Genomic DNA, 17,536 nt, shown 5'->3' with positions numbered 1-17,536 from the left:
TTCAGCAGGTGAAACAAAAAGCATCACAGCATAGGCAAATTCATCGGCTAGCTCTGGATTATATTGTCCTTTCAAGACAGCCATATAATGCTCGCTATACATAAAACCGCGACTTTTAGCTTTAATAATAACGTCGCTGATAAAATCAATTCCAACACTTTCAGAGTGCAACCCAACGCTACCAATTCATTGTTATTCATAGCATCAAAATCGAACACATCAGAGCAAACATGTAATCCATATACCCCCCACTCACGACAGAATTCACCAACCTTATTTAGCTCCAAAGCTAAATCGGCATAGTCCATATTATTAAACACGATTCAATTCCTCTAATTCTTCTAAACGCTGTTGAATAAACGCCTCTGATGAGATGACATTTCCTGATTGCAGTTGCTTTTCCCTGTCCTCAACCATCTGCGGCGTAATAGTTCCTGTGAGTAAACCTCTTTCTTCATCATCATCACCAAGCTCTAAACGCATCTCAGCAAGTAAAGCGGGAGGAACATCAAAACCTTTCTCCATAAAACGATAAGCCGCCTCTGTTGCGGATATTTCGCCAACTCTACGTTTAACAAACAACGCTGTAAGAAAATCAGCATGGTTATGCAAATCGTTATCTAGCTTCGTTTGGGTAACAAGCAGCGATTCAATCCGACCTAATAGACGTTGTAGAGCTTCACTAGCTGAAAGCACCGTTTCTAAATTTGGTTTCTCATCAAGCAAATTAATGACCAAAGCTGTTTGCATTCTGGCAACCGCTATCTCTTGATTTAAACCCGATTGCATCATTTCAGATTCATTAACCAACCGTCGAGCAAACAAACGAGCATACCCGCCATGCTTCAACGCATTAAAATTGCAACTTTTTTGTTTCGTTTCCGGCGCTTTTTGTTGCACTTTTTCAGGCCGAACGCCCCCGCCAGCACGTAATTTATTTCTCGCTGTACTGTAGTTTAATTTATTGTTTTTACAGTAATTACTAAGAGAAAGGCCGCTTTTTCCCAATTCCCTCTGGTGATATTCCCAATTAATTGAAGCCATGCAATTGCAACCTTGAAAAATGACACTTCTTGATCAAATACAGGGATATAAAGATCAAGACTTATTCAAAAGTCATAATAAGCTCAACAACAAAAAAATGTTTTAATGATCTGAATCTTTGTTAGAATGACTATAAGCTCAGGCTCTGCCTAGCAAAAAAAACGATTTTGAACCCGTCGCGGCCTGAGAAACCACGACAGCTAACGCAAGGGTTCGCAAAGAGACCTAAGTGTACCCCTAGCGCACTTAGGTTTTTTTGTTTCTGCAATATTTTTTTGTTCTTGCCCCATAATTAAACTCTGCTTAAACTGATTAAGAAATCTGGCTTCTCACCAGATAACTATCAATAGCTCGGCTAGGGTAATATTATGAAACTGAAAAAAAATCCAGGCGGTAGACCGTCTATGCCCCCTCGCGACAAATCAACCGAAAACGTAGCGTTAACTCCTCGTCAAGTAGAAGCTATAGAAAAAACCATCAAAGAAGATGGTGTTCTGTGGCGTGACGTGGTTAGAAAACTGGTTGATGACTTTATCGCAAGTGGGGTGGGTCATGACTCAAAATAACCCACCAAAAGACAGCAATGTCACTCAACTAAAACCTCGAAAAAATCTTCCTGTCAGACGAAGAAATACAGTTAGAAATAGACAAACGAGTAAAAGACTGAATAGGACGTTTACTCACATACTAAATGACGGGAAAAACTACGTTGTTAGAGAAGGTTTAGATGCTCAGAACAGACCACGCTTTGAATTTTTCACACTGAAAGAATTCAGAGATTCATTACTAAATGAAAGAAAACAAATAGTAGGCTACAACAGGTCAGGAGAGGAAAAGAATAAAAACATTGCTGATTTATGGCTAGAAAGCCCTCTATCAAATTTCTGTGACAAGGGAATAACATTCGTTCCAATCGATAACAAATTCGTTAATGGAAGATTAAACGCCTATTTTGGATACGGAGTTAACCCGCAAAATTGCACAGATAATGATATTCAACCATATCTAGATCACATATTTAATATCATTTGTGACAAAGACAATATCAGCTATGAATACCTGCTGAACTGGATGTCGCATCTAGTCCAGAAACCAGAGGAAAAGCCAGAAGTAGCAATAATACTCAGAGCCGGACAAGGAGCAGGTAAAGGTACTTTTGTCGATCCTTTAGGAAAAATAATAGGCGCTCACTATTCCCATGTAACAAGCTCATCCCAAATGATGGGGCGCTTCAACAGTTTCATGGAAAATAAAATTTTAATCTTTGCTGATGAATTTTTTGCTGGTAGCAAAAAATCAACAGATATGTTGAAAGGGATGATCACAGAAAAAACTCAAATGATTGAACGAAAGGGTATAGACCAAATAGAAACTCCATCCTATTCCCGTTTAATCATGGCATCTAATCACGAAAACATAGTAAAAATTGAACGAGATGAAAGAAGGTATTTATTTCTAGATGTTAGTGATGAAAAAAAAACAAGATCACCAATACTTCACTAACTTAAGAAAAGTAATAAACCATAAAGAATTTGCAGGTAAGTTACTACATTGGCTAAAAACTAGAGATATAAAAGAATTCAATCCAAGGAATGTGCCAAAGACAAAAGCACTAGGAGAACAAAAACTAGATAATCTAGAACCCATTGAACGCTGGTGGCTTAACGCTCTAAGAAGAGAATCATTTGATGGAGGTTCATGGCCTGCACGCCTCGATACTGATTCTATACAAACAAAAGTCCTTACATGGCTAGACGCAAATAAGTTTGAAGTATGGGGAGATATCCCAAAAAAACTAGGCCATTTCCTCAAAAAAGTAGGGCTTAAAAAAGACAGAATTAGAAAAGGGGAAAGTAGAGTTTATATGTATGAAATCCCCCCAATAGATGAATGCAGAGAGAAATTTAACCAATATCTGGGTCATAATATAGAATATTAATAAAAACATATTGTTAACAAAGAAAGGGCTAACAGCCCTTTTTTTTTGTCCCTAATATGACCTAATTAAAATAGGGACAGATTTCAAGAACAGGGACGCTCTTATCCCTTGCGGTACAAGGCTTGTCCCTATTGTCCTCTTTGTCCCCCCTAAAAATTTGTTTTCTTATGCATATGTAAAATGATCACGAAGTGTTAGATTATCACATAATTAAATTTCAATAATTAAAGGGGGACAATAGGGTCATTATAGTAATATCAATAAGTTATAAATATAATAATAGGGACAAAACAAGGACAATATAGGGACAATATAGGGACAAAAGGTGGACAGAAAAATAAAATAAGGATAATAAAACTGACGCCTTCGCTACGCTCAGTTGCCCCAAAGGGCTTTGCCCTCTGGACTCCCAGCCCTCGCCGTCGGGCGGACTCGGGAGGCATGTTGGCGGGCTTCGCCCTTTCCGCTGCGCTGCGCTTGCTCCACTTCATGCCCCCTCATCCACACTATGGCGACACTCAATCAGCCGTCAACCCGCTACGGGCTTCGCCCTTCGGGGTTTCCCTCACTTTGTTCGGTGACTAGCTGCTTTCGTTTGACGGGCGTTTTAACGATCAGAAAAGGGAAAATAGGGTTTACTTGTCTACATGTGTTGACAGATGCGGCAATGCCGTCTACAATTGTAGACATGTTGACGGTTTGTCAACTCGTCGTATTTTTTACGACTGTTCTTTTAAAACTTGAGATCTAACAGCCTATGGAGGGAATAACCAATCGGAAAGGTTAATTATCACTCAGATAAGGACGTAAACGGAGCAATCCTTTATGGTCTAGCGAATGGCTGGCGTTGGGTGCAAAAAGGTAATGGTCATACAGTCGGGTATTTGTACTGTACGACTAAAGCAACTGGAACGCATGAAAAGCAAACTTGTTTTATTGCGGTTTTCGGTTCTCCTAAGAACCCTACAAATCACGCAAAGAAGGTACGTCAAGCCGTAAACGGTCATTCGTGTTAATTGTCGTTAAAGCCACCTTCTGGTGAAGGTGGCCTTAATCAAAAACTGGCTGGTAATAATCTCAAGCTTAATAAAAGGTAATAAAAATGAAAGAGTATGATTTTGCCTTAATCGCAACCAGCAAGAATGATGTAGATGAAGAAGTAATCTGTCAGATTGCTAATGATCTCTTTGAGGCTGGCGCTGAAGATTGCACGGTGTCATCACGTGGTAATGCTTTAATCATCGAATTTGACCGAGAGAGTGAATCTTATAAAGATGCCGTAATCTCGGCCATCAAGCAAGTTCAGTCTATTGATTTAATTACAGTTAAAAGTGTAGATGCTGGACAATATGTAGGTCTTTCAGATGCGGCTGAACTCTCCGAATTGACGCGTTCTGCTTTATCAAAATTTAGCAAAGGAGAGCGGGGTGATGGACATTTCCCCACGCCGTATCTAAGAGTTGCGAGTAAAACACCATTATATGATTGGAGTGAAATTGCCAGTTGGTTATGTTCGAAAGGTTTAATTGAATCTGAACTAGTAGAAAATGCAAAATTCACATCTGTCATTAACACTGCTCTAAAATTGAGGAATGGTGAATTGGACGAAGTATCTACATTAGTCTCAGAATTGGCTTGTGCATAAACCATCTTGAATAATAACTCTATAGGTATGATAGATCTCAATTGCCCACCTTTATGGTGGGCTTTTTTATATCCCCGTTTGCCCTGGGAGAGAATGATGGCAGGTTGGTTAACGGGCGTGTCGACTGATTTCATTCTCAAGGGCTTTATTGACCACCGCATTAATGGTCAGGCCGCTTTCTTCTGCTATTTCTGCTAGGTGGCGATGGGTATCTGGATGTACCCGAACATTGAACACGCCTTTGAACGGAATATCCGGTTTTTTATTCAATTCCTGACAATCTGCAAGATATAACTCCACGGACTGTTTAAATTCATCTTCCAGTTCTTTAATGGTCGTTGCCTGATAGGTGACTAAATCACGGATATACGCTAGTTTTCCGAACAGATAATTATCTTCGACCTCAAATTCAATCGTGCCTATATAGCCCTTATAAGTCAGGTGCCTCATAGCAAACCTACCTCTTTTAATGTGTCTTTCACCGCCTTGATTGTGCCGCCCTTTATGTAATTCTCTGGGTGTGGACGGTGCATCATGATGGTGTGATTGATGACGGGGTTGTAAAAACGTACCCGTGAACCCTGCATTTCTTTTTTTTTCATAGCCTAACAAATTCAGTAATGACACGAGTTCTGACCATGCAAAGGTTTTTCGACTCTGTAAAAACGCCTCTTTCAGTTTGTCCAGTTTACTCATTGGTACGCTCTCCTTCTGTGACTAATTTTAGTTACAAAATATTATGTCGTCAAGTTGCAGCGCTGATGAGCGGGACGAGAATGTCACAGAACGCCCACAGCGATATTAAAAAGCGTTAGGCTGCATTTTTCTTAGCATTAATGAATAGAACCCCTTAAATTCTCCGTTCAGAGTCGCTATAAGGGGTTTATAGAGTTTTTTAAAGAGAAAGTGAGACTAAATGTAAAAAACGCCTCTGTATCGTTCTGATGGCGAATTATCAGATGTCTTCATCACTAAGAAAATAGTCTTTCATCGTGAAGAAACTGACGTTCAAGTTGTCAGCTAATAGAAACATGAGCCACTTAAGTTCGTGTTCGGGCGGAAGTGCCGCGGCAAACTCAGAAAATGCCTTTACGATATTTTCATGACGAGCAAGCGGTGGATATATGTTAGAGTCATAGATACTCATATAGACCTCTCCTGTAGGTTTATGTGATAGAAACGCCTCAGCCTAGACCTCTGAGGCGTTTTGCATTAGATCATTCCTCGAACTCCATGACAAGGGGCAAATTGTTAATTTTAAAAGTCGTTTCAGAGTTCAACCCAATCAATGTGGTTATAGTCAGTGACGTCTAGCTCGTTCCAGACTGCATTTTTGACTGCTTCATCAATCGCGTTTTGTTCGTCCTCATCCTCTTCTATTTCTATTGCTATCTGTTTGACAAACGTTAGTTTTATTTCAACTTCTACTGTTTTTATAACTTTTTGTTTTTCTTTTTTGTTTTTATTTTCTTTTAGTATCTGATTCGGTTTATCTAACTTTCGTTCTTTTATCATTTTCGCCAGTTCAAGCGCGGTTTCTCTGCGTCCTCCAGCAATACGGAACACCATTGCGCCGTTAATTGTGACGTCAGGCTCATGATCAACCGCGCTTACAAGCATGATTGCCATTCTTGCAAAAACCTTTCGATGTAAAACCGCATCGGATTTCAAAAAATCACGTAGTAATTCCAGCCGATCTTCATACTCCAGTTTTCCCGCCATATTTTTTGCTATGTCTATTTGCGACCGGCTTATTTTTTCCTTGTCATTTAGCTTGAATTGCAGATAAGACAAGGTTTCATTCATGTCTGTATGAATAAGATGGTTTTTGAAAAACTCTATTTCTTGTATCGGTTCGCGTTTGTTAGCCGTTTGGTTTGCCTCGTAAACGGTGTATGCAATTCGGGCGTATAGCGCCCTGCTATCTTTGAATACCCAATGCTGCCCCTGTTTATTTTTATCATTCATGAAAGCATTCATTGTTTCGTTAAGCTGTTTAGCTACCGATCCGTTAACTTGTCTGGCAATTTCTCCTTCATGCAGGTCACTATTTAGCAAGCGCTCCATTAAAGAGGTTATTCGAGGGTGGGAACGTAACCGTTCTATTGCATCACACACCATATGACAATCCACCAGCGCCGGAATGGTGAATTGCTTATTTTGTTTCGTTTTATTTTTTCTTAGTCCAGAGAATTTTATTCTTGAGCTAATTTTTGTCGGTTCAAACTCACCAAAGTGAATAATTTCAGAACAACGACGGCCTGTAGCCAGAGCAACACCGATTGTGAGATTTTCCCATTCATCAGTTTTTAATAACTGGTTAATCAGAGCAAAGATCTCTAAGCCTGAAAAAGAGCGGGGTTTACGCTGGTATTTTACTTTGCGTTTTTCTTCTCGCTTGCTCATGTTTGCTGACTCTTGCCCTGTCCTCGTCATTTCTAACATAACTGGGTTTTGGCTGGTGATATCCCTTATCTCTTTCTCTGCTTGAAAATGTCCATTTTTTAGTGCTTCATTTTTTGAGTTTTTCGCGTTTAATTTTGCTCTTTTAGCTATTTCAAATAGTGATTTTTCAGCCGTTTTATACGTTGTTCTGTCTATTTCGTGCAGATATTTACCATACTTAGGATATTTCAATATTAATTTATTTATCTGATCATAAAAATCAAAAGCCATGATACCAGACTCTTCTAAATCTCGTCTTAATCTTGTCACATATCGATTATGCGTAGTCGCTGTTATTTGTTCTTCTTCTGGCTGGTGAAATCCGTCAATATTCTTTACTTTATTACGGTCTGCTGTCTTTATCCAAAGAGCCTCTCTTGCCTTTATAGCCGCTTTTTTTGCTGCTGTATTTTTTCGCTTAATACTCATATCTTTTTGCGATATAAGCGCTAATTGTTCAAGCAACCAGTGCTTTATATTGCTATAACCTGCCAATTTCTTCTGTCCCATAACGCCCCCATTAATGGTACTTTTTTACAATCAATATGTAATATAGATTAAATGGTACTTTTTGTCAAGCATGGTACTTAAATGCATACATTAAATGGTACTATTAACCATTCATTTTATAAATGGTACTAATAATACATACTACACCGGTGTAGTATGTATTATTAGTACCATTTATAAAATGAATGGTTAATAGTACCATTTAATGTATGCATTTAAGTACCATGCTTGACAAAAAGTACCATTTAATCTATATTACATATTGATTGTAAAAAGTACCATTAATGGGGGCGTTATGGGACAGAAGAAATTGGCAGGTTATAGCAATATAAAGCACTGGTTGCTTGAACAATTAGCGCTTATATCGCAAAAAGATATGAGTATTAAGCGAAAAAATACAGCAGCAAAAAAAAGCGGCTATAAAGGCAAGAGAGGCTCTTTGGATAAAGACAGCGAGACCGTAATAAAGTAAAGAATATTGACGGATTTCACCAGCCAGAAGAAGAACAAATAACAGCGACTACGCATAATCGATATGTGACAAGATTAAGACGAGATTTAGAAGAGTCTGGTATCATGGCTTTTGATTTTTATGATCAGATAAATAAATTAATATTGAAATATCCTAAGTATGGTAAATATCTGCACGAAATAGACAGAACAACGTATAAAACGGCTGAAAAATCACTATTTGAAATAGCTAAAAGAGCAAAATTAAACGCGAAAAACTCAAAAAATGAAGCACTAAAAAATGGACATTTTCAAGCAGAGAAAGAGATAAGGGATATCACCAGCCAAAACCCAGTTATGTTAGAAATGACGAGGACAGGGCAAGAGTCAGCAAACATGAGCAAGCGAGAAGAAAAACGCAAAGTAAAATACCAGCGTAAACCCCGCTCTTTTTCAGGCTTAGAGATCTTTGCTCTGATTAACCAGTTATTAAAAACTGATGAATGGGAAAATCTCACAATCGGTGTTGCTCTGGCTACAGGCCGTCGTTGTTCTGAAATTATTCACTTTGGTGAGTTTGAACCGACAAAAATTAGCTCAAGAATAAAATTCTCTGGACTAAGAAAAAATAAAACGAAACAAAATAAGCAATTCACCATTCCGGCGCTGGTGGATTGTCATATGGTGTGTGATGCAATAGAACGGTTACGTTCCCACCCTCGAATAACCTCTTTAATGGAGCGCTTGCTAAATAGTGACCTGCATGAAGGAGAAATTGCCAGACAAGTTAACGGATCGGTAGCTAAACAGCTTAACGAAACAATGAATGCTTTCATGAATGATAAAAATAAACAGGGGCAGCATTGGGTATTCAAAGATAGCAGGGCGCTATACGCCCGAATTGCATACACCGTTTACGAGGCAAACCAAACGGCTAACAAACGCGAACCGATACAAGAAATAGAGTTTTTCAAAAACCATCTTATTCATACAGACATGAATGAAACCTTGTCTTATCTGCAATTCAAGCTAAATGACAAGGAAAAAATAAGCCGGTCGCAAATAGACATAGCAAAAAATATGGCGGGAAAACTGGAGTATGAAGATCGGCTGGAATTACTACGTGATTTTTTGAAATCCGATGCGGTTTTACATCGAAAGGTTTTTGCAAGAATGGCAATCATGCTTGTAAGCGCGGTTGATCATGAGCCTGACGTCACAATTAACGGCGCAATGGTGTTCCGTATTGCTGGAGGACGCAGAGAAACCGCGCTTGAACTGGCGAAAATGATAAAAGAACGAAAGTTAGATAAACCGAATCAGATACTAAAAGAAAATAAAAACAAAAAAGAAAAACAAAAAGTTATAAAAACAGTAGAAGTTGAAATAAAACTAACGTTTGTCAAACAGATAGCAATAGAAATAGAAGAGGATGAGGACGAACAAAACGCGATTGATGAAGCAGTCAAAAATGCAGTCTGGAACGAGCTAGACGTCACTGACTATAACCACATTGATTGGGTTGAACTCTGAAACGACTTTTAAAATTAACAATTTGCCCCTTGTCATGGAGTTCGAGGAATGATCTAATGCAAAACGCCTCAGAGGTCTAGGCTGAGGCGTTTCTATCACATAAACCTACAGGAGAGGTCTATATGAGTATCTATGACTCTAACATATATCCACCGCTTGCTCGTCATGAAAATATCGTAAAGGCATTTTCTGAGTTTGCCGCGGCACTTCCGCCCGAACACGAACTTAAGTGGCTCATGTTTCTATTAGCTGACAACTTGAACGTCAGTTTCTTCACGATGAAAGACTATTTTCTTAGTGATGAAGACATCTGATAATTCGCCATCAGAACGATACAGAGGCGTTTTTTACATTTAGTCTCACTTTCTCTTTAAAAAACTCTATAAACCCCTTATAGCGACTCTGAACGGAGAATTTAAGGGGTTCTATTCATTAATGCTAAGAAAAATGCAGCCTAACGCTTTTTAATATCGCTGTGGGCGTTCTGTGACATTCTCGTCCCGCTCATCAGCGCTGCAACTTGACGACATAATATTTTGTAACTAAAATTAGTCACAGAAGGAGAGCGTACCAATGAGTAAACTGGACAAACTGAAAGAGGCGTTTTTACAGAGTCGAAAAACCTTTGCATGGTCAGAACTCGTGTCATTACTGAATTTGTTAGGCTATGAAAAAAAAGAAATGCAGGGTTCACGGGTACGTTTTTACAACCCCGTCATCAATCACACCATCATGATGCACCGTCCACACCCAGAGAATTACATAAAGGGCGGCACAATCAAGGCGGTGAAAGACACATTAAAAGAGGTAGGTTTGCTATGAGGCACCTGACTTATAAGGGCTATATAGGCACGATTGAATTTGAGGTCGAAGATAATTATCTGTTCGGAAAACTAGCGTATATCCGTGATTTAGTCACCTATCAGGCAACGACCATTAAAGAACTGGAAGATGAATTTAAACAGTCCGTGGAGTTATATCTTGCAGATTGTCAGGAATTGAATAAAAAACCGGATATTCCGTTCAAAGGCGTGTTCAATGTTCGGGTACATCCAGATACCCATCGCCACCTAGCAGAAATAGCAGAAGAAAGCGGCCTGACCATTAATGCGGTGGTCAATAAAGCCCTTGAGAATGAAATCAGTCGACACGCCCGTTAACCAACCTGCCATCATTCTCTCCCAGGGCAAACGGGGATATAAAAAAAGCCCACCATAAAGGTGGGCAATTGAGATCTATCATACCTATAGAGTTATTATTCAAGATGGTTTATGCACAAGCCAATTCTGAGACTAATGTAGATACTTCGTCCAATTCACCATTCCTCAATTTTAGAGCAGTGTTAATGACAGATGTGAATTTTGCATTTTCTACTAGTTCAGATTCAATTAAACCTTTCGAACATAACCAACTGGCAATTTCACTCCAATCATATAATGGTGTTTTACTCGCAACTCTTAGATACGGCGTGGGGAAATGTCCATCACCCCGCTCTCCTTTGCTAAATTTTGATAAAGCAGAACGCGTCAATTCGGAGAGTTCAGCCGCATCTGAAAGACCTACATATTGTCCAGCATCTACACTTTTAACTGTAATTAAATCAATAGACTGAACTTGCTTGATGGCCGAGATTACGGCATCTTTATAAGATTCACTCTCTCGGTCAAATTCGATGATTAAAGCATTACCACGTGATGACACCGTGCAATCTTCAGCGCCAGCCTCAAAGAGATCATTAGCAATCTGACAGATTACTTCTTCATCTACATCATTCTTGCTGGTTGCGATTAAGGCAAAATCATACTCTTTCATTTTTATTACCTTTTATTAAGCTTGAGATTATTACCAGCCAGTTTTTGATTAAGGCCACCTTCACCAGAAGGTGGCTTTAACGACAATTAACACGAATGACCGTTTACGGCTTGACGTACCTTCTTTGCGTGATTTGTAGGGTTCTTAGGAGAACCGAAAACCGCAATAAAACAAGTTTGCTTTTCATGCGTTCCAGTTGCTTTAGTCGTACAGTACAAATACCCGACTGTATGACCATTACCTTTTTGCACCCAACGCCAGCCATTCGCTAGACCATAAAGGATTGCTCCGTTTACGTCCTTATCTGAGTGATAATTAACCTTTCCGATTGGTTATTCCCTCCATAGGCTGTTAGATCTCAAGTTTTAAAAGAACAGTCGTAAAAAATACGACGAGTTGACAAACCGTCAACATGTCTACAATTGTAGACGGCATTGCCGCATCTGTCAACACATGTAGACAAGTAAACCCTATTTTCCCTTTTCTGATCGTTAAAACGCCCGTCAAACGAAAGCAGCTAGTCACCGAACAAAGTGAGGGAAACCCCGAAGGGCGAAGCCCGTAGCGGGTTGACGGCTGATTGAGTGTCGCCATAGTGTGGATGAGGGGGCATGAAGTGGAGCAAGCGCAGCGCAGCGGAAAGGGCGAAGCCCGCCAACATGCCTCCCGAGTCCGCCCGACGGCGAGGGCTGGGAGTCCAGAGGGCAAAGCCCTTTGGGGCAACTGAGCGTAGCGAAGGCGTCAGTTTTATTATCCTTATTTTATTTTTCTGTCCACCTTTTGTCCCTATATTGTCCCTATATTGTCCTTGTTTTGTCCCTATTATTATATTTATAACTTATTGATATTACTATAATGACCCTATTGTCCCCCTTTAATTATTGAAATTTAATTATGTGATAATCTAACACTTCGTGATCATTTTACATATGCATAAGAAAACAAATTTTTAGGGGGGACAAAGAGGACAATAGGGACAAGCCTTGTACCGCAAGGGATAAGAGCGTCCCTGTTCTTGAAATCTGTCCCTATTTTAATTAGGTCATATTAGGGACAAAAAAAAAGGGCTGTTAGCCCTTTCTTTGTTAACAATATGTTTTTATTAATATTCTATATTATGACCCAGATATTGGTTAAATTTCTCTCTGCATTCATCTATTGGGGGGATTTCATACATATAAACTCTACTTTCCCCTTTTCTAATTCTGTCTTTTTTAAGCCCTACTTTTTTGAGGAAATGGCCTAGTTTTTTTGGGATATCTCCCCATACTTCAAACTTATTTGCGTCTAGCCATGTAAGGACTTTTGTTTGTATAGAATCAGTATCGAGGCGTGCAGGCCATGAACCTCCATCAAATGATTCTCTTCTTAGAGCGTTAAGCCACCAGCGTTCAATGGGTTCTAGATTATCTAGTTTTTGTTCTCCTAGTGCTTTTGTCTTTGGCACATTCCTTGGATTGAATTCTTTTATATCTCTAGTTTTTAGCCAATGTAGTAACTTACCTGCAAATTCTTTATGGTTTATTACTTTTCTTAAGTTAGTGAAGTATTGGTGATCTTGTTTTTTTTTCATCACTAACATCTAGAAATAAATACCTTCTTTCATCTCGTTCAATTTTTACTATGTTTTCGTGATTAGATGCCATGATTAAACGGGAATAGGATGGAGTTTCTATTTGGTCTATACCCTTTCGTTCAATCATTTGAGTTTTTTCTGTGATCATCCCTTTCAACATATCTGTTGATTTTTTGCTACCAGCAAAAAATTCATCAGCAAAGATTAAAATTTTATTTTCCATGAAACTGTTGAAGCGCCCCATCATTTGGGATGAGCTTGTTACATGGGAATAGTGAGCGCCTATTATTTTTCCTAAAGGATCGACAAAAGTACCTTTACCTGCTCCTTGTCCGGCTCTGAGTATTATTGCTACTTCTGGCTTTTCCTCTGGTTTCTGGACTAGATGCGACATCCAGTTCAGCAGGTATTCATAGCTGATATTGTCTTTGTCACAAATGATATTAAATATGTGATCTAGATATGGTTGAATATCATTATCTGTGCAATTTTGCGGGTTAACTCCGTATCCAAAATAGGCGTTTAATCTTCCATTAACGAATTTGTTATCGATTGGAACGAATGTTATTCCCTTGTCACAGAAATTTGATAGAGGGCTTTCTAGCCATAAATCAGCAATGTTTTTATTCTTTTCCTCTCCTGACCTGTTGTAGCCTACTATTTGTTTTCTTTCATTTAGTAATGAATCTCTGAATTCTTTCAGTGTGAAAAATTCAAAGCGTGGTCTGTTCTGAGCATCTAAACCTTCTCTAACAACGTAGTTTTTCCCGTCATTTAGTATGTGAGTAAACGTCCTATTCAGTCTTTTTACTCGTTTGTCTATTTCTAACTGTATTTCTTCGTCTGACAGGAAGATTTTTCGAGGTTTTAGTTGAGTGACATTGCTGTCTTTTGGTGGGTTATTTTGAGTCATGACCCACCCCACTTGCGATAAAGTCATCAACCAGTTTTCTAACCACGTCACGCCACAGAACACCATCTTCTTTGATGGTTTTTTCTATAGCTTCTACTTGACGAGGAGTTAACGCTACGTTTTCGGTTGATTTGTCGCGAGGGGGCATAGACGGTCTACCGCCTGGATTTTTTTTTCAGTTTCATAATATTACCCTAGCCGAGCTATTGATAGTTATCTGGTGAGAAGCCAGATTTCTTAATCAGTTTAAGCAGAGTTTAATTATGGGGCAAGAACAAAAAAATATTGCAGAAACAAAAAAACCTAAGTGCGCTAGGGGTACACTTAGGTCTCTTTGCGAACCCTTGCGTTAGCTGTCGTGGTTTCTCAGGCCGCGACGGGTTCAAAATCGTTTTTTTTGCTAGGCAGAGCCTGAGCTTATAGTCATTCTAACAAAGATTCAGATCATTAAAACATTTTTTTGTTGTTGAGCTTATTATGACTTTTGAATAAGTCTTGATCTTTATATCCCTGTATTTGATCAAGAAGTGTCATTTTTCAAGGTTGCAATTGCATGGCTTCAATTAATTGGGAATATCACCAGAGGGAATTGGGAAAAAGCGGCCTTTCTCTTAGTAATTACTGTAAAAACAATAAATTAAACTACAGTACAGCGAGAAATAAATTACGTGCTGGCGGGGGCGTTCGGCCTGAAAAAGTGCAACAAAAAGCGCCGGAAACGAAACAAAAAAGTTGCAATTTTAATGCGTTGAAGCATGGCGGGTATGCTCGTTTGTTTGCTCGACGGTTGGTTAATGAATCTGAAATGATGCAATCGGGTTTAAATCAAGAGATAGCGGTTGCCAGAATGCAAACAGCTTTGGTCATTAATTTGCTTGATGAGAAACCAAATTTAGAAACGGTGCTTTCAGCTAGTGAAGCTCTACAACGTCTATTAGGTCGGATTGAATCGCTGCTTGTTACCCAAACGAAGCTAGATAACGATTTGCATAACCATGCTGATTTTCTTACAGCGTTGTTTGTTAAACGTAGAGTTGGCGAAATATCCGCAACAGAGGCGGCTTATCGTTTTATGGAGAAAGGTTTTGATGTTCCTCCCGCTTTACTTGCTGAGATGCGTTTAGAGCTTGGTGATGATGATGAAGAAAGAGGTTTACTCACAGGAACTATTACGCCGCAGATGGTTGAGGACAGGGAAAAGCAACTGCAATCAGGAAATGTCATCTCATCAGAGGCGTTTATTCAACAGCGTTTAGAAGAATTAGAGGAATTGAATCGTGTTTAATAATATGGACTATGCCGATTTAGCTTTGGAGCTAAATAAGGTTGGTGAATTCTGTCGTGAGTGGGGGGTATATGGATTACATGTTTGCTCTGATGTGTTCGATTTTGATGCTATGAATAACAATGAATTGGTAGCGTTGGGTTGCACTCTGAAAGTGTTGGAATTGATTTTATCAGCGACGTTATTATTAAAGCTAAAAGTCGCGGTTTTATGTATAGCGAGCATTATATGGCTGTCATGAAAGGACAATATAATCCAGAGCTAGCCGATGAATTTGCCTATGCTGTGATGCTTTTTGTTTCACCTGCTGAAATTTATGAGATGCTAGATTTGACTTTGGTTATGGAGATTGGCAAATACGCTAAACCTTATGATCCTCGTAGACTGAAAACAGCCGAATAAAATAATGCCCCTATATTTAGGGGCGTTATTTTATTTAGTTTTGCCTCATTAGATTTAGCGCTGTTTGGATTGATTGATGTCTCGCTCTTGCTATGCAATACATTCTGTTTGCTTCTTCACGTTTTTTTTGGAGGGATGCCATCACATCCTCAACGTTATCATTGTTTCCCCAACCATGTAGAAAGTCTGTAGCTATCTCTGTACGAGAAAAGAATTCTAATACGTGATATCTAAAATAGTGAACAGGCGGAGTTGTATAGCCGTTGTTGGCGGCTTCTATCGCTATTTCTTCATATTTGTTTACATTCTTATGCTTGCAGTACAGTAAAAATTTTTCGCGCATTGCTCTATCGTTGCGGTAGCAAAAGACTGCTGCATCATGGATGCTTGCTCCCAGAAATATAGACTTGATAGCGTAGATGGTTTCTTTATCCATTTTATCCATGTGATACATTTCTGAGTTTTTTTAATTGAACTAAAAGTTTTTTAAAATCCTTACCTTTCATTGGCTTAACTTTAATTCTCTCGCCTTTTACAAATGCCTGTATTAACATATCCAATGTCATGGGAATTTCCACTTATTAATTTTCATGACTCTCCCCTAATTGGTTGCCGCCTTTTAGGGTTTTTTTTACGACTTTTTATTGCAATTTTTTTGGTTTATATTCTGATTTTTAACGTTTTTATCTTATCTATCTCCTTATCTTTAATTTATCTTGTTGTGTCAGTAGTACCCTTTTTTTTACTTGTTTTTTATATCTTCTTTCCTGTTTCTTATCTGACTATTCTTTTTCACCATGTCTTTTTATTTCTACTTGTGGTTTTTTTCAATTTTTGGTACTTATTGCCAATCTAATATTAACTAATGGTACTATTATCCATTCATGGTATTTTTTGTCAATCATAAATGGTACTATTAACCATTCATTTTATAAATGGTACTAATAATACATACTACACCGGTGTAGTATGTATTATTAGTACCATTTATAAAATGAATGGTTAATAGTACCATTTATGATTGACAAAAAATACCATGAATGGATAATAGTACCATTAGTTAATATTAGATTGGCAATAAGTACCAAAAATTGAAAAAAACCACAAGTAGAAATAAAAAGACATGGTGAAAAAGAATAGTCAGATAAGAAACAGGAAAGAAGATATAAAAAACAAGTAAAAAAAAGGGGTACTACTGACACAACAAGATAAATTAAAGATAAGGAGATAGATAAGATAAAAACGTTAAAAATCAGAATATAAACCAAAAAAAATTGCAATAAAAAGTCGTAAAAAAAACCCTAAAAGGCGGCAACCAATTAGGGGAGAGTCATGAAAATTAATAAGTGGAAATTCCCATGACATTGGATATGTTAATACAGGCATTTGTAAAAGGCGAGAGAATTAAAGTTAAGCCAATGAAAGGTAAGGATTTTAAAAAACTTTTAGTTCAATTAAAAAAAACTCAGAAATGTATCACATGGATAAAATGGATAAAGAAACCATCTACGCTATCAAGTCTATATTTCTGGGAGCAAGCATCCATGATGCAGCAGTCTTTTGCTACCGCAACGATAGAGCAATGCGCGAAAAATTTTTACTGTACTGCAAGCATAAGAATGTAAACAAATATGAAGAAATAGCGATAGAAGCCGCCAACAACGGCTATACAACTCCGCCTGTTCACTATTTTAGATATCACGTATTAGAATTCTTTTCTCGTACAGAGATAGCTACAGACTTTCTACATGGTTGGGGAAACAATGATAACGTTGAGGATGTGATGGCATCCCTCCAAAAAAAACGTGAAGAAGCAAACAGAATGTATTGCATAGCAAGAGCGAGACATCAATCAATCCAAACAGCGCTAAATCTAATGAGGCAAAACTAAATAAAATAACGCCCCTAAATATAGGGGCATTATTTTATTCGGCTGTTTTCAGTCTACGAGGATCATAAGGTTTAGCGTATTTGCCAATCTC

The 17,536-nt window shown here is 38.4% G+C and carries 21 protein-coding genes and 1 pseudogene; 12 read left to right on the top strand and 10 right to left on the bottom strand.

Going from position 1 to position 17,536, the window contains the following annotated elements:
- Positions 1 to 312: 312 nt before the first annotated feature.
- Entirely contained in the window at positions 313 to 1,044 is a 732-nt protein-coding gene (locus PXH59_RS00110; protein WP_285808099.1) for a hypothetical protein, read from the bottom strand.
- A gap of 368 nt (positions 1,045 to 1,412) precedes the next feature.
- Between PXH59_RS00110 and PXH59_RS00105 the strand changes: the two genes are divergently transcribed.
- The 4 genes from PXH59_RS00105 to PXH59_RS00090 all read left to right on the top strand — a co-directional run bounded on the left by PXH59_RS00105 (position 1,413) and on the right by PXH59_RS00090 (position 4,628).
- Positions 1,413 to 1,610: a hypothetical protein gene (locus PXH59_RS00105; protein WP_285808117.1), complete on the top strand. Its 198-nt coding sequence runs from the start codon at positions 1,413 to 1,415 to the stop codon at positions 1,608 to 1,610.
- Positions 1,597 to 2,547, top strand: coding sequence for a primase-helicase family protein (locus tag PXH59_RS00100; protein ID WP_285808116.1), 951 nt, complete (start codon positions 1,597 to 1,599; stop codon positions 2,545 to 2,547). Before PXH59_RS00105 ends, PXH59_RS00100 begins: the two co-directional genes overlap by 14 nt.
- Positions 2,513 to 2,983 carry a hypothetical protein gene (locus tag PXH59_RS00095; protein WP_285808102.1) on the top strand — a complete coding sequence of 157 codons (471 nt, stop codon included), beginning with the start codon at positions 2,513 to 2,515 and terminating at the stop codon, positions 2,981 to 2,983. Before PXH59_RS00100 ends, PXH59_RS00095 begins: the two co-directional genes overlap by 35 nt.
- Positions 2,984 to 4,085: 1,102 nt before the next feature.
- Complete coding sequence (locus PXH59_RS00090; protein WP_285808105.1) at positions 4,086 to 4,628, top strand: DNA-binding protein; 543 nt, start codon at positions 4,086 to 4,088, stop codon at positions 4,626 to 4,628.
- 108 nt (positions 4,629 to 4,736) lie between these two features.
- Here PXH59_RS00090 and PXH59_RS00085 read toward each other — a convergent pair whose 3' ends face one another.
- The 4 genes and pseudogenes from PXH59_RS00085 to PXH59_RS00070 all read right to left on the bottom strand — a co-directional run bounded on the left by PXH59_RS00085 (position 4,737) and on the right by PXH59_RS00070 (position 7,583).
- A complete protein-coding gene (locus tag PXH59_RS00085; protein WP_285808107.1) occupies positions 4,737 to 5,078 on the bottom strand; it encodes a type II toxin-antitoxin system HicB family antitoxin in 342 nt (113 codons plus the stop codon).
- Positions 5,075 to 5,324, bottom strand: a pseudogene (locus tag PXH59_RS00080) (type II toxin-antitoxin system HicA family toxin). The gene PXH59_RS00085 and the pseudogene PXH59_RS00080 overlap by 4 nt, the downstream one beginning before the upstream one ends.
- A 259-nt stretch (positions 5,325 to 5,583) precedes the next feature.
- Positions 5,584 to 5,775 carry a hypothetical protein gene (locus tag PXH59_RS00075; protein WP_285808111.1) on the bottom strand — a complete coding sequence of 64 codons (192 nt, stop codon included), beginning with the start codon at positions 5,773 to 5,775 and terminating at the stop codon, positions 5,584 to 5,586.
- A 122-nt stretch (positions 5,776 to 5,897) separates the two neighbouring features.
- Positions 5,898 to 7,583 carry a protelomerase family protein gene (locus PXH59_RS00070; RefSeq protein WP_285808115.1) on the bottom strand — a complete coding sequence of 562 codons (1,686 nt, stop codon included), beginning with the start codon at positions 7,581 to 7,583 and terminating at the stop codon, positions 5,898 to 5,900.
- Between the two features lie 295 nt (positions 7,584 to 7,878).
- Here PXH59_RS00070 and PXH59_RS00065 point away from each other — a divergent pair, with 295 nt between their 5' ends.
- The 5 genes from PXH59_RS00065 (at position 7,879) to PXH59_RS00045 (ending at position 10,726) form a co-directional block, all read left to right on the top strand.
- Positions 7,879 to 8,055, top strand: a complete 177-nt coding sequence (locus PXH59_RS00065) for a hypothetical protein (RefSeq protein ID WP_285808114.1) — start codon at positions 7,879 to 7,881, stop codon at positions 8,053 to 8,055.
- Between the two features lie 104 nt (positions 8,056 to 8,159).
- The gene (locus PXH59_RS00060; protein WP_434223313.1) at positions 8,160 to 9,566 is read left to right on the top strand and encodes a protelomerase family protein; all 1,407 of its coding nucleotides are present in this window, start codon (positions 8,160 to 8,162) and stop codon (positions 9,564 to 9,566) included.
- Positions 9,567 to 9,688: 122 nt separating this feature from the next.
- Positions 9,689 to 9,880 (top strand): hypothetical protein, encoded by a 192-nt coding sequence (locus PXH59_RS00055; RefSeq protein ID WP_285808111.1) that lies wholly within the window; start codon positions 9,689 to 9,691, stop codon positions 9,878 to 9,880.
- Positions 9,881 to 10,139: 259 nt separating this feature from the next.
- Positions 10,140 to 10,388, top strand: coding sequence for a type II toxin-antitoxin system HicA family toxin (locus tag PXH59_RS00050; RefSeq protein ID WP_285808109.1), 249 nt, complete (start codon positions 10,140 to 10,142; stop codon positions 10,386 to 10,388).
- Positions 10,385 to 10,726, top strand: coding sequence for a type II toxin-antitoxin system HicB family antitoxin (locus PXH59_RS00045; RefSeq protein ID WP_285808107.1), 342 nt, complete (start codon positions 10,385 to 10,387; stop codon positions 10,724 to 10,726). The genes PXH59_RS00050 and PXH59_RS00045 overlap by 4 nt, the downstream gene beginning before the upstream one ends.
- A 109-nt stretch (positions 10,727 to 10,835) precedes the next feature.
- On the opposite strand, the gene PXH59_RS00040 is transcribed toward PXH59_RS00045, so the two are convergent.
- The 3 genes from PXH59_RS00040 to PXH59_RS00030 form a co-directional block, all read right to left on the bottom strand.
- Entirely contained in the window at positions 10,836 to 11,378 is a 543-nt protein-coding gene (locus PXH59_RS00040; RefSeq protein WP_285808105.1) for a DNA-binding protein, read from the bottom strand.
- 1,102 nt (positions 11,379 to 12,480) lie between these two features.
- The gene (locus tag PXH59_RS00035) at positions 12,481 to 12,951 is read right to left on the bottom strand and encodes a hypothetical protein (protein ID WP_285808102.1); all 471 of its coding nucleotides are present in this window, start codon (positions 12,949 to 12,951) and stop codon (positions 12,481 to 12,483) included.
- Positions 12,917 to 13,918, bottom strand: coding sequence for a primase-helicase family protein (locus tag PXH59_RS00030; protein ID WP_285808101.1), 1,002 nt, complete (start codon positions 13,916 to 13,918; stop codon positions 12,917 to 12,919). Before PXH59_RS00030 ends, PXH59_RS00035 begins: the two co-directional genes overlap by 35 nt.
- 502 nt (positions 13,919 to 14,420) lie before the next feature.
- Here PXH59_RS00030 and PXH59_RS00025 point away from each other — a divergent pair.
- Together PXH59_RS00025 and PXH59_RS00020 are read left to right on the top strand one after the other, a co-directional pair.
- Positions 14,421 to 15,152 carry a hypothetical protein gene (locus PXH59_RS00025; RefSeq protein WP_285808099.1) on the top strand — a complete coding sequence of 244 codons (732 nt, stop codon included), beginning with the start codon at positions 14,421 to 14,423 and terminating at the stop codon, positions 15,150 to 15,152.
- A gap of 141 nt (positions 15,153 to 15,293) precedes the next feature.
- Positions 15,294 to 15,554 carry a hypothetical protein gene (locus tag PXH59_RS00020; protein WP_285808097.1) on the top strand — a complete coding sequence of 87 codons (261 nt, stop codon included), beginning with the start codon at positions 15,294 to 15,296 and terminating at the stop codon, positions 15,552 to 15,554.
- 34 nt (positions 15,555 to 15,588) lie between these two features.
- Here PXH59_RS00020 and PXH59_RS00015 read toward each other — a convergent pair whose 3' ends face one another.
- Together PXH59_RS00015 and PXH59_RS00010 are read right to left on the bottom strand one after the other, a co-directional pair.
- Positions 15,589 to 15,999 carry a hypothetical protein gene (locus tag PXH59_RS00015; protein WP_285808095.1) on the bottom strand — a complete coding sequence of 137 codons (411 nt, stop codon included), beginning with the start codon at positions 15,997 to 15,999 and terminating at the stop codon, positions 15,589 to 15,591.
- On the bottom strand, positions 15,992 to 16,120 hold the full coding sequence (locus tag PXH59_RS00010) for a hypothetical protein (protein ID WP_285808096.1): 129 nt from the start codon (positions 16,118 to 16,120) through the stop codon (positions 15,992 to 15,994). The genes PXH59_RS00015 and PXH59_RS00010 overlap by 8 nt, the downstream gene beginning before the upstream one ends.
- 914 nt (positions 16,121 to 17,034) lie before the next feature.
- Between PXH59_RS00010 and PXH59_RS00005 the strand changes: the two genes are divergently transcribed.
- The gene (locus PXH59_RS00005) at positions 17,035 to 17,445 is read left to right on the top strand and encodes a hypothetical protein (protein WP_285808095.1); all 411 of its coding nucleotides are present in this window, start codon (positions 17,035 to 17,037) and stop codon (positions 17,443 to 17,445) included.
- Positions 17,446 to 17,536: the final 91 nt, after the last annotated feature.

The sequence above is a fragment of the Xenorhabdus bakwenae genome (assembly GCF_030272115.1).
Lineage (GTDB): Bacteria > Pseudomonadota > Gammaproteobacteria > Enterobacterales > Enterobacteriaceae > Xenorhabdus > Xenorhabdus bakwenae.
This window is presented reverse-complemented; position numbering and strand designations above follow the sequence as displayed.

Excerpts from the sequence above, each read along its gene's own strand:
- PXH59_RS00110 (WP_285808099.1), bottom strand. The coding sequence starts at position 1,044 with ATGGCTTCAATTAATTGGGAATATCACCAGAGGGAATTGGGAAAAAGC.
- PXH59_RS00105 (WP_285808117.1), top strand. The coding sequence starts at position 1,413 with ATGAAACTGAAAAAAAATCCAGGCGGTAGACCGTCTATGCCCCCTCGC.
- PXH59_RS00100 (WP_285808116.1), top strand. The coding sequence starts at position 1,597 with ATGACTCAAAATAACCCACCAAAAGACAGCAATGTCACTCAACTAAAA.
- PXH59_RS00095 (WP_285808102.1), top strand. The coding sequence starts at position 2,513 with ATGAAAAAAAAACAAGATCACCAATACTTCACTAACTTAAGAAAAGTA.
- PXH59_RS00090 (WP_285808105.1), top strand. The coding sequence starts at position 4,086 with ATGAAAGAGTATGATTTTGCCTTAATCGCAACCAGCAAGAATGATGTA.
- PXH59_RS00085 (WP_285808107.1), bottom strand. The coding sequence starts at position 5,078 with ATGAGGCACCTGACTTATAAGGGCTATATAGGCACGATTGAATTTGAG.
- PXH59_RS00075 (WP_285808111.1), bottom strand. The coding sequence starts at position 5,775 with ATGAGTATCTATGACTCTAACATATATCCACCGCTTGCTCGTCATGAA.
- PXH59_RS00070 (WP_285808115.1), bottom strand. The coding sequence starts at position 7,583 with ATGGGACAGAAGAAATTGGCAGGTTATAGCAATATAAAGCACTGGTTG.
- PXH59_RS00065 (WP_285808114.1), top strand. The coding sequence starts at position 7,879 with ATGGGACAGAAGAAATTGGCAGGTTATAGCAATATAAAGCACTGGTTG.
- PXH59_RS00060 (WP_434223313.1), top strand. The coding sequence starts at position 8,160 with ATGGCTTTTGATTTTTATGATCAGATAAATAAATTAATATTGAAATAT.
- PXH59_RS00055 (WP_285808111.1), top strand. The coding sequence starts at position 9,689 with ATGAGTATCTATGACTCTAACATATATCCACCGCTTGCTCGTCATGAA.
- PXH59_RS00050 (WP_285808109.1), top strand. The coding sequence starts at position 10,140 with ATGAGTAAACTGGACAAACTGAAAGAGGCGTTTTTACAGAGTCGAAAA.
- PXH59_RS00045 (WP_285808107.1), top strand. The coding sequence starts at position 10,385 with ATGAGGCACCTGACTTATAAGGGCTATATAGGCACGATTGAATTTGAG.
- PXH59_RS00040 (WP_285808105.1), bottom strand. The coding sequence starts at position 11,378 with ATGAAAGAGTATGATTTTGCCTTAATCGCAACCAGCAAGAATGATGTA.
- PXH59_RS00035 (WP_285808102.1), bottom strand. The coding sequence starts at position 12,951 with ATGAAAAAAAAACAAGATCACCAATACTTCACTAACTTAAGAAAAGTA.
- PXH59_RS00025 (WP_285808099.1), top strand. The coding sequence starts at position 14,421 with ATGGCTTCAATTAATTGGGAATATCACCAGAGGGAATTGGGAAAAAGC.
- PXH59_RS00015 (WP_285808095.1), bottom strand. The coding sequence starts at position 15,999 with ATGGATAAAATGGATAAAGAAACCATCTACGCTATCAAGTCTATATTT.
- PXH59_RS00010 (WP_285808096.1), bottom strand. The coding sequence starts at position 16,120 with ATGACATTGGATATGTTAATACAGGCATTTGTAAAAGGCGAGAGAATT.
- PXH59_RS00005 (WP_285808095.1), top strand. The coding sequence starts at position 17,035 with ATGGATAAAATGGATAAAGAAACCATCTACGCTATCAAGTCTATATTT.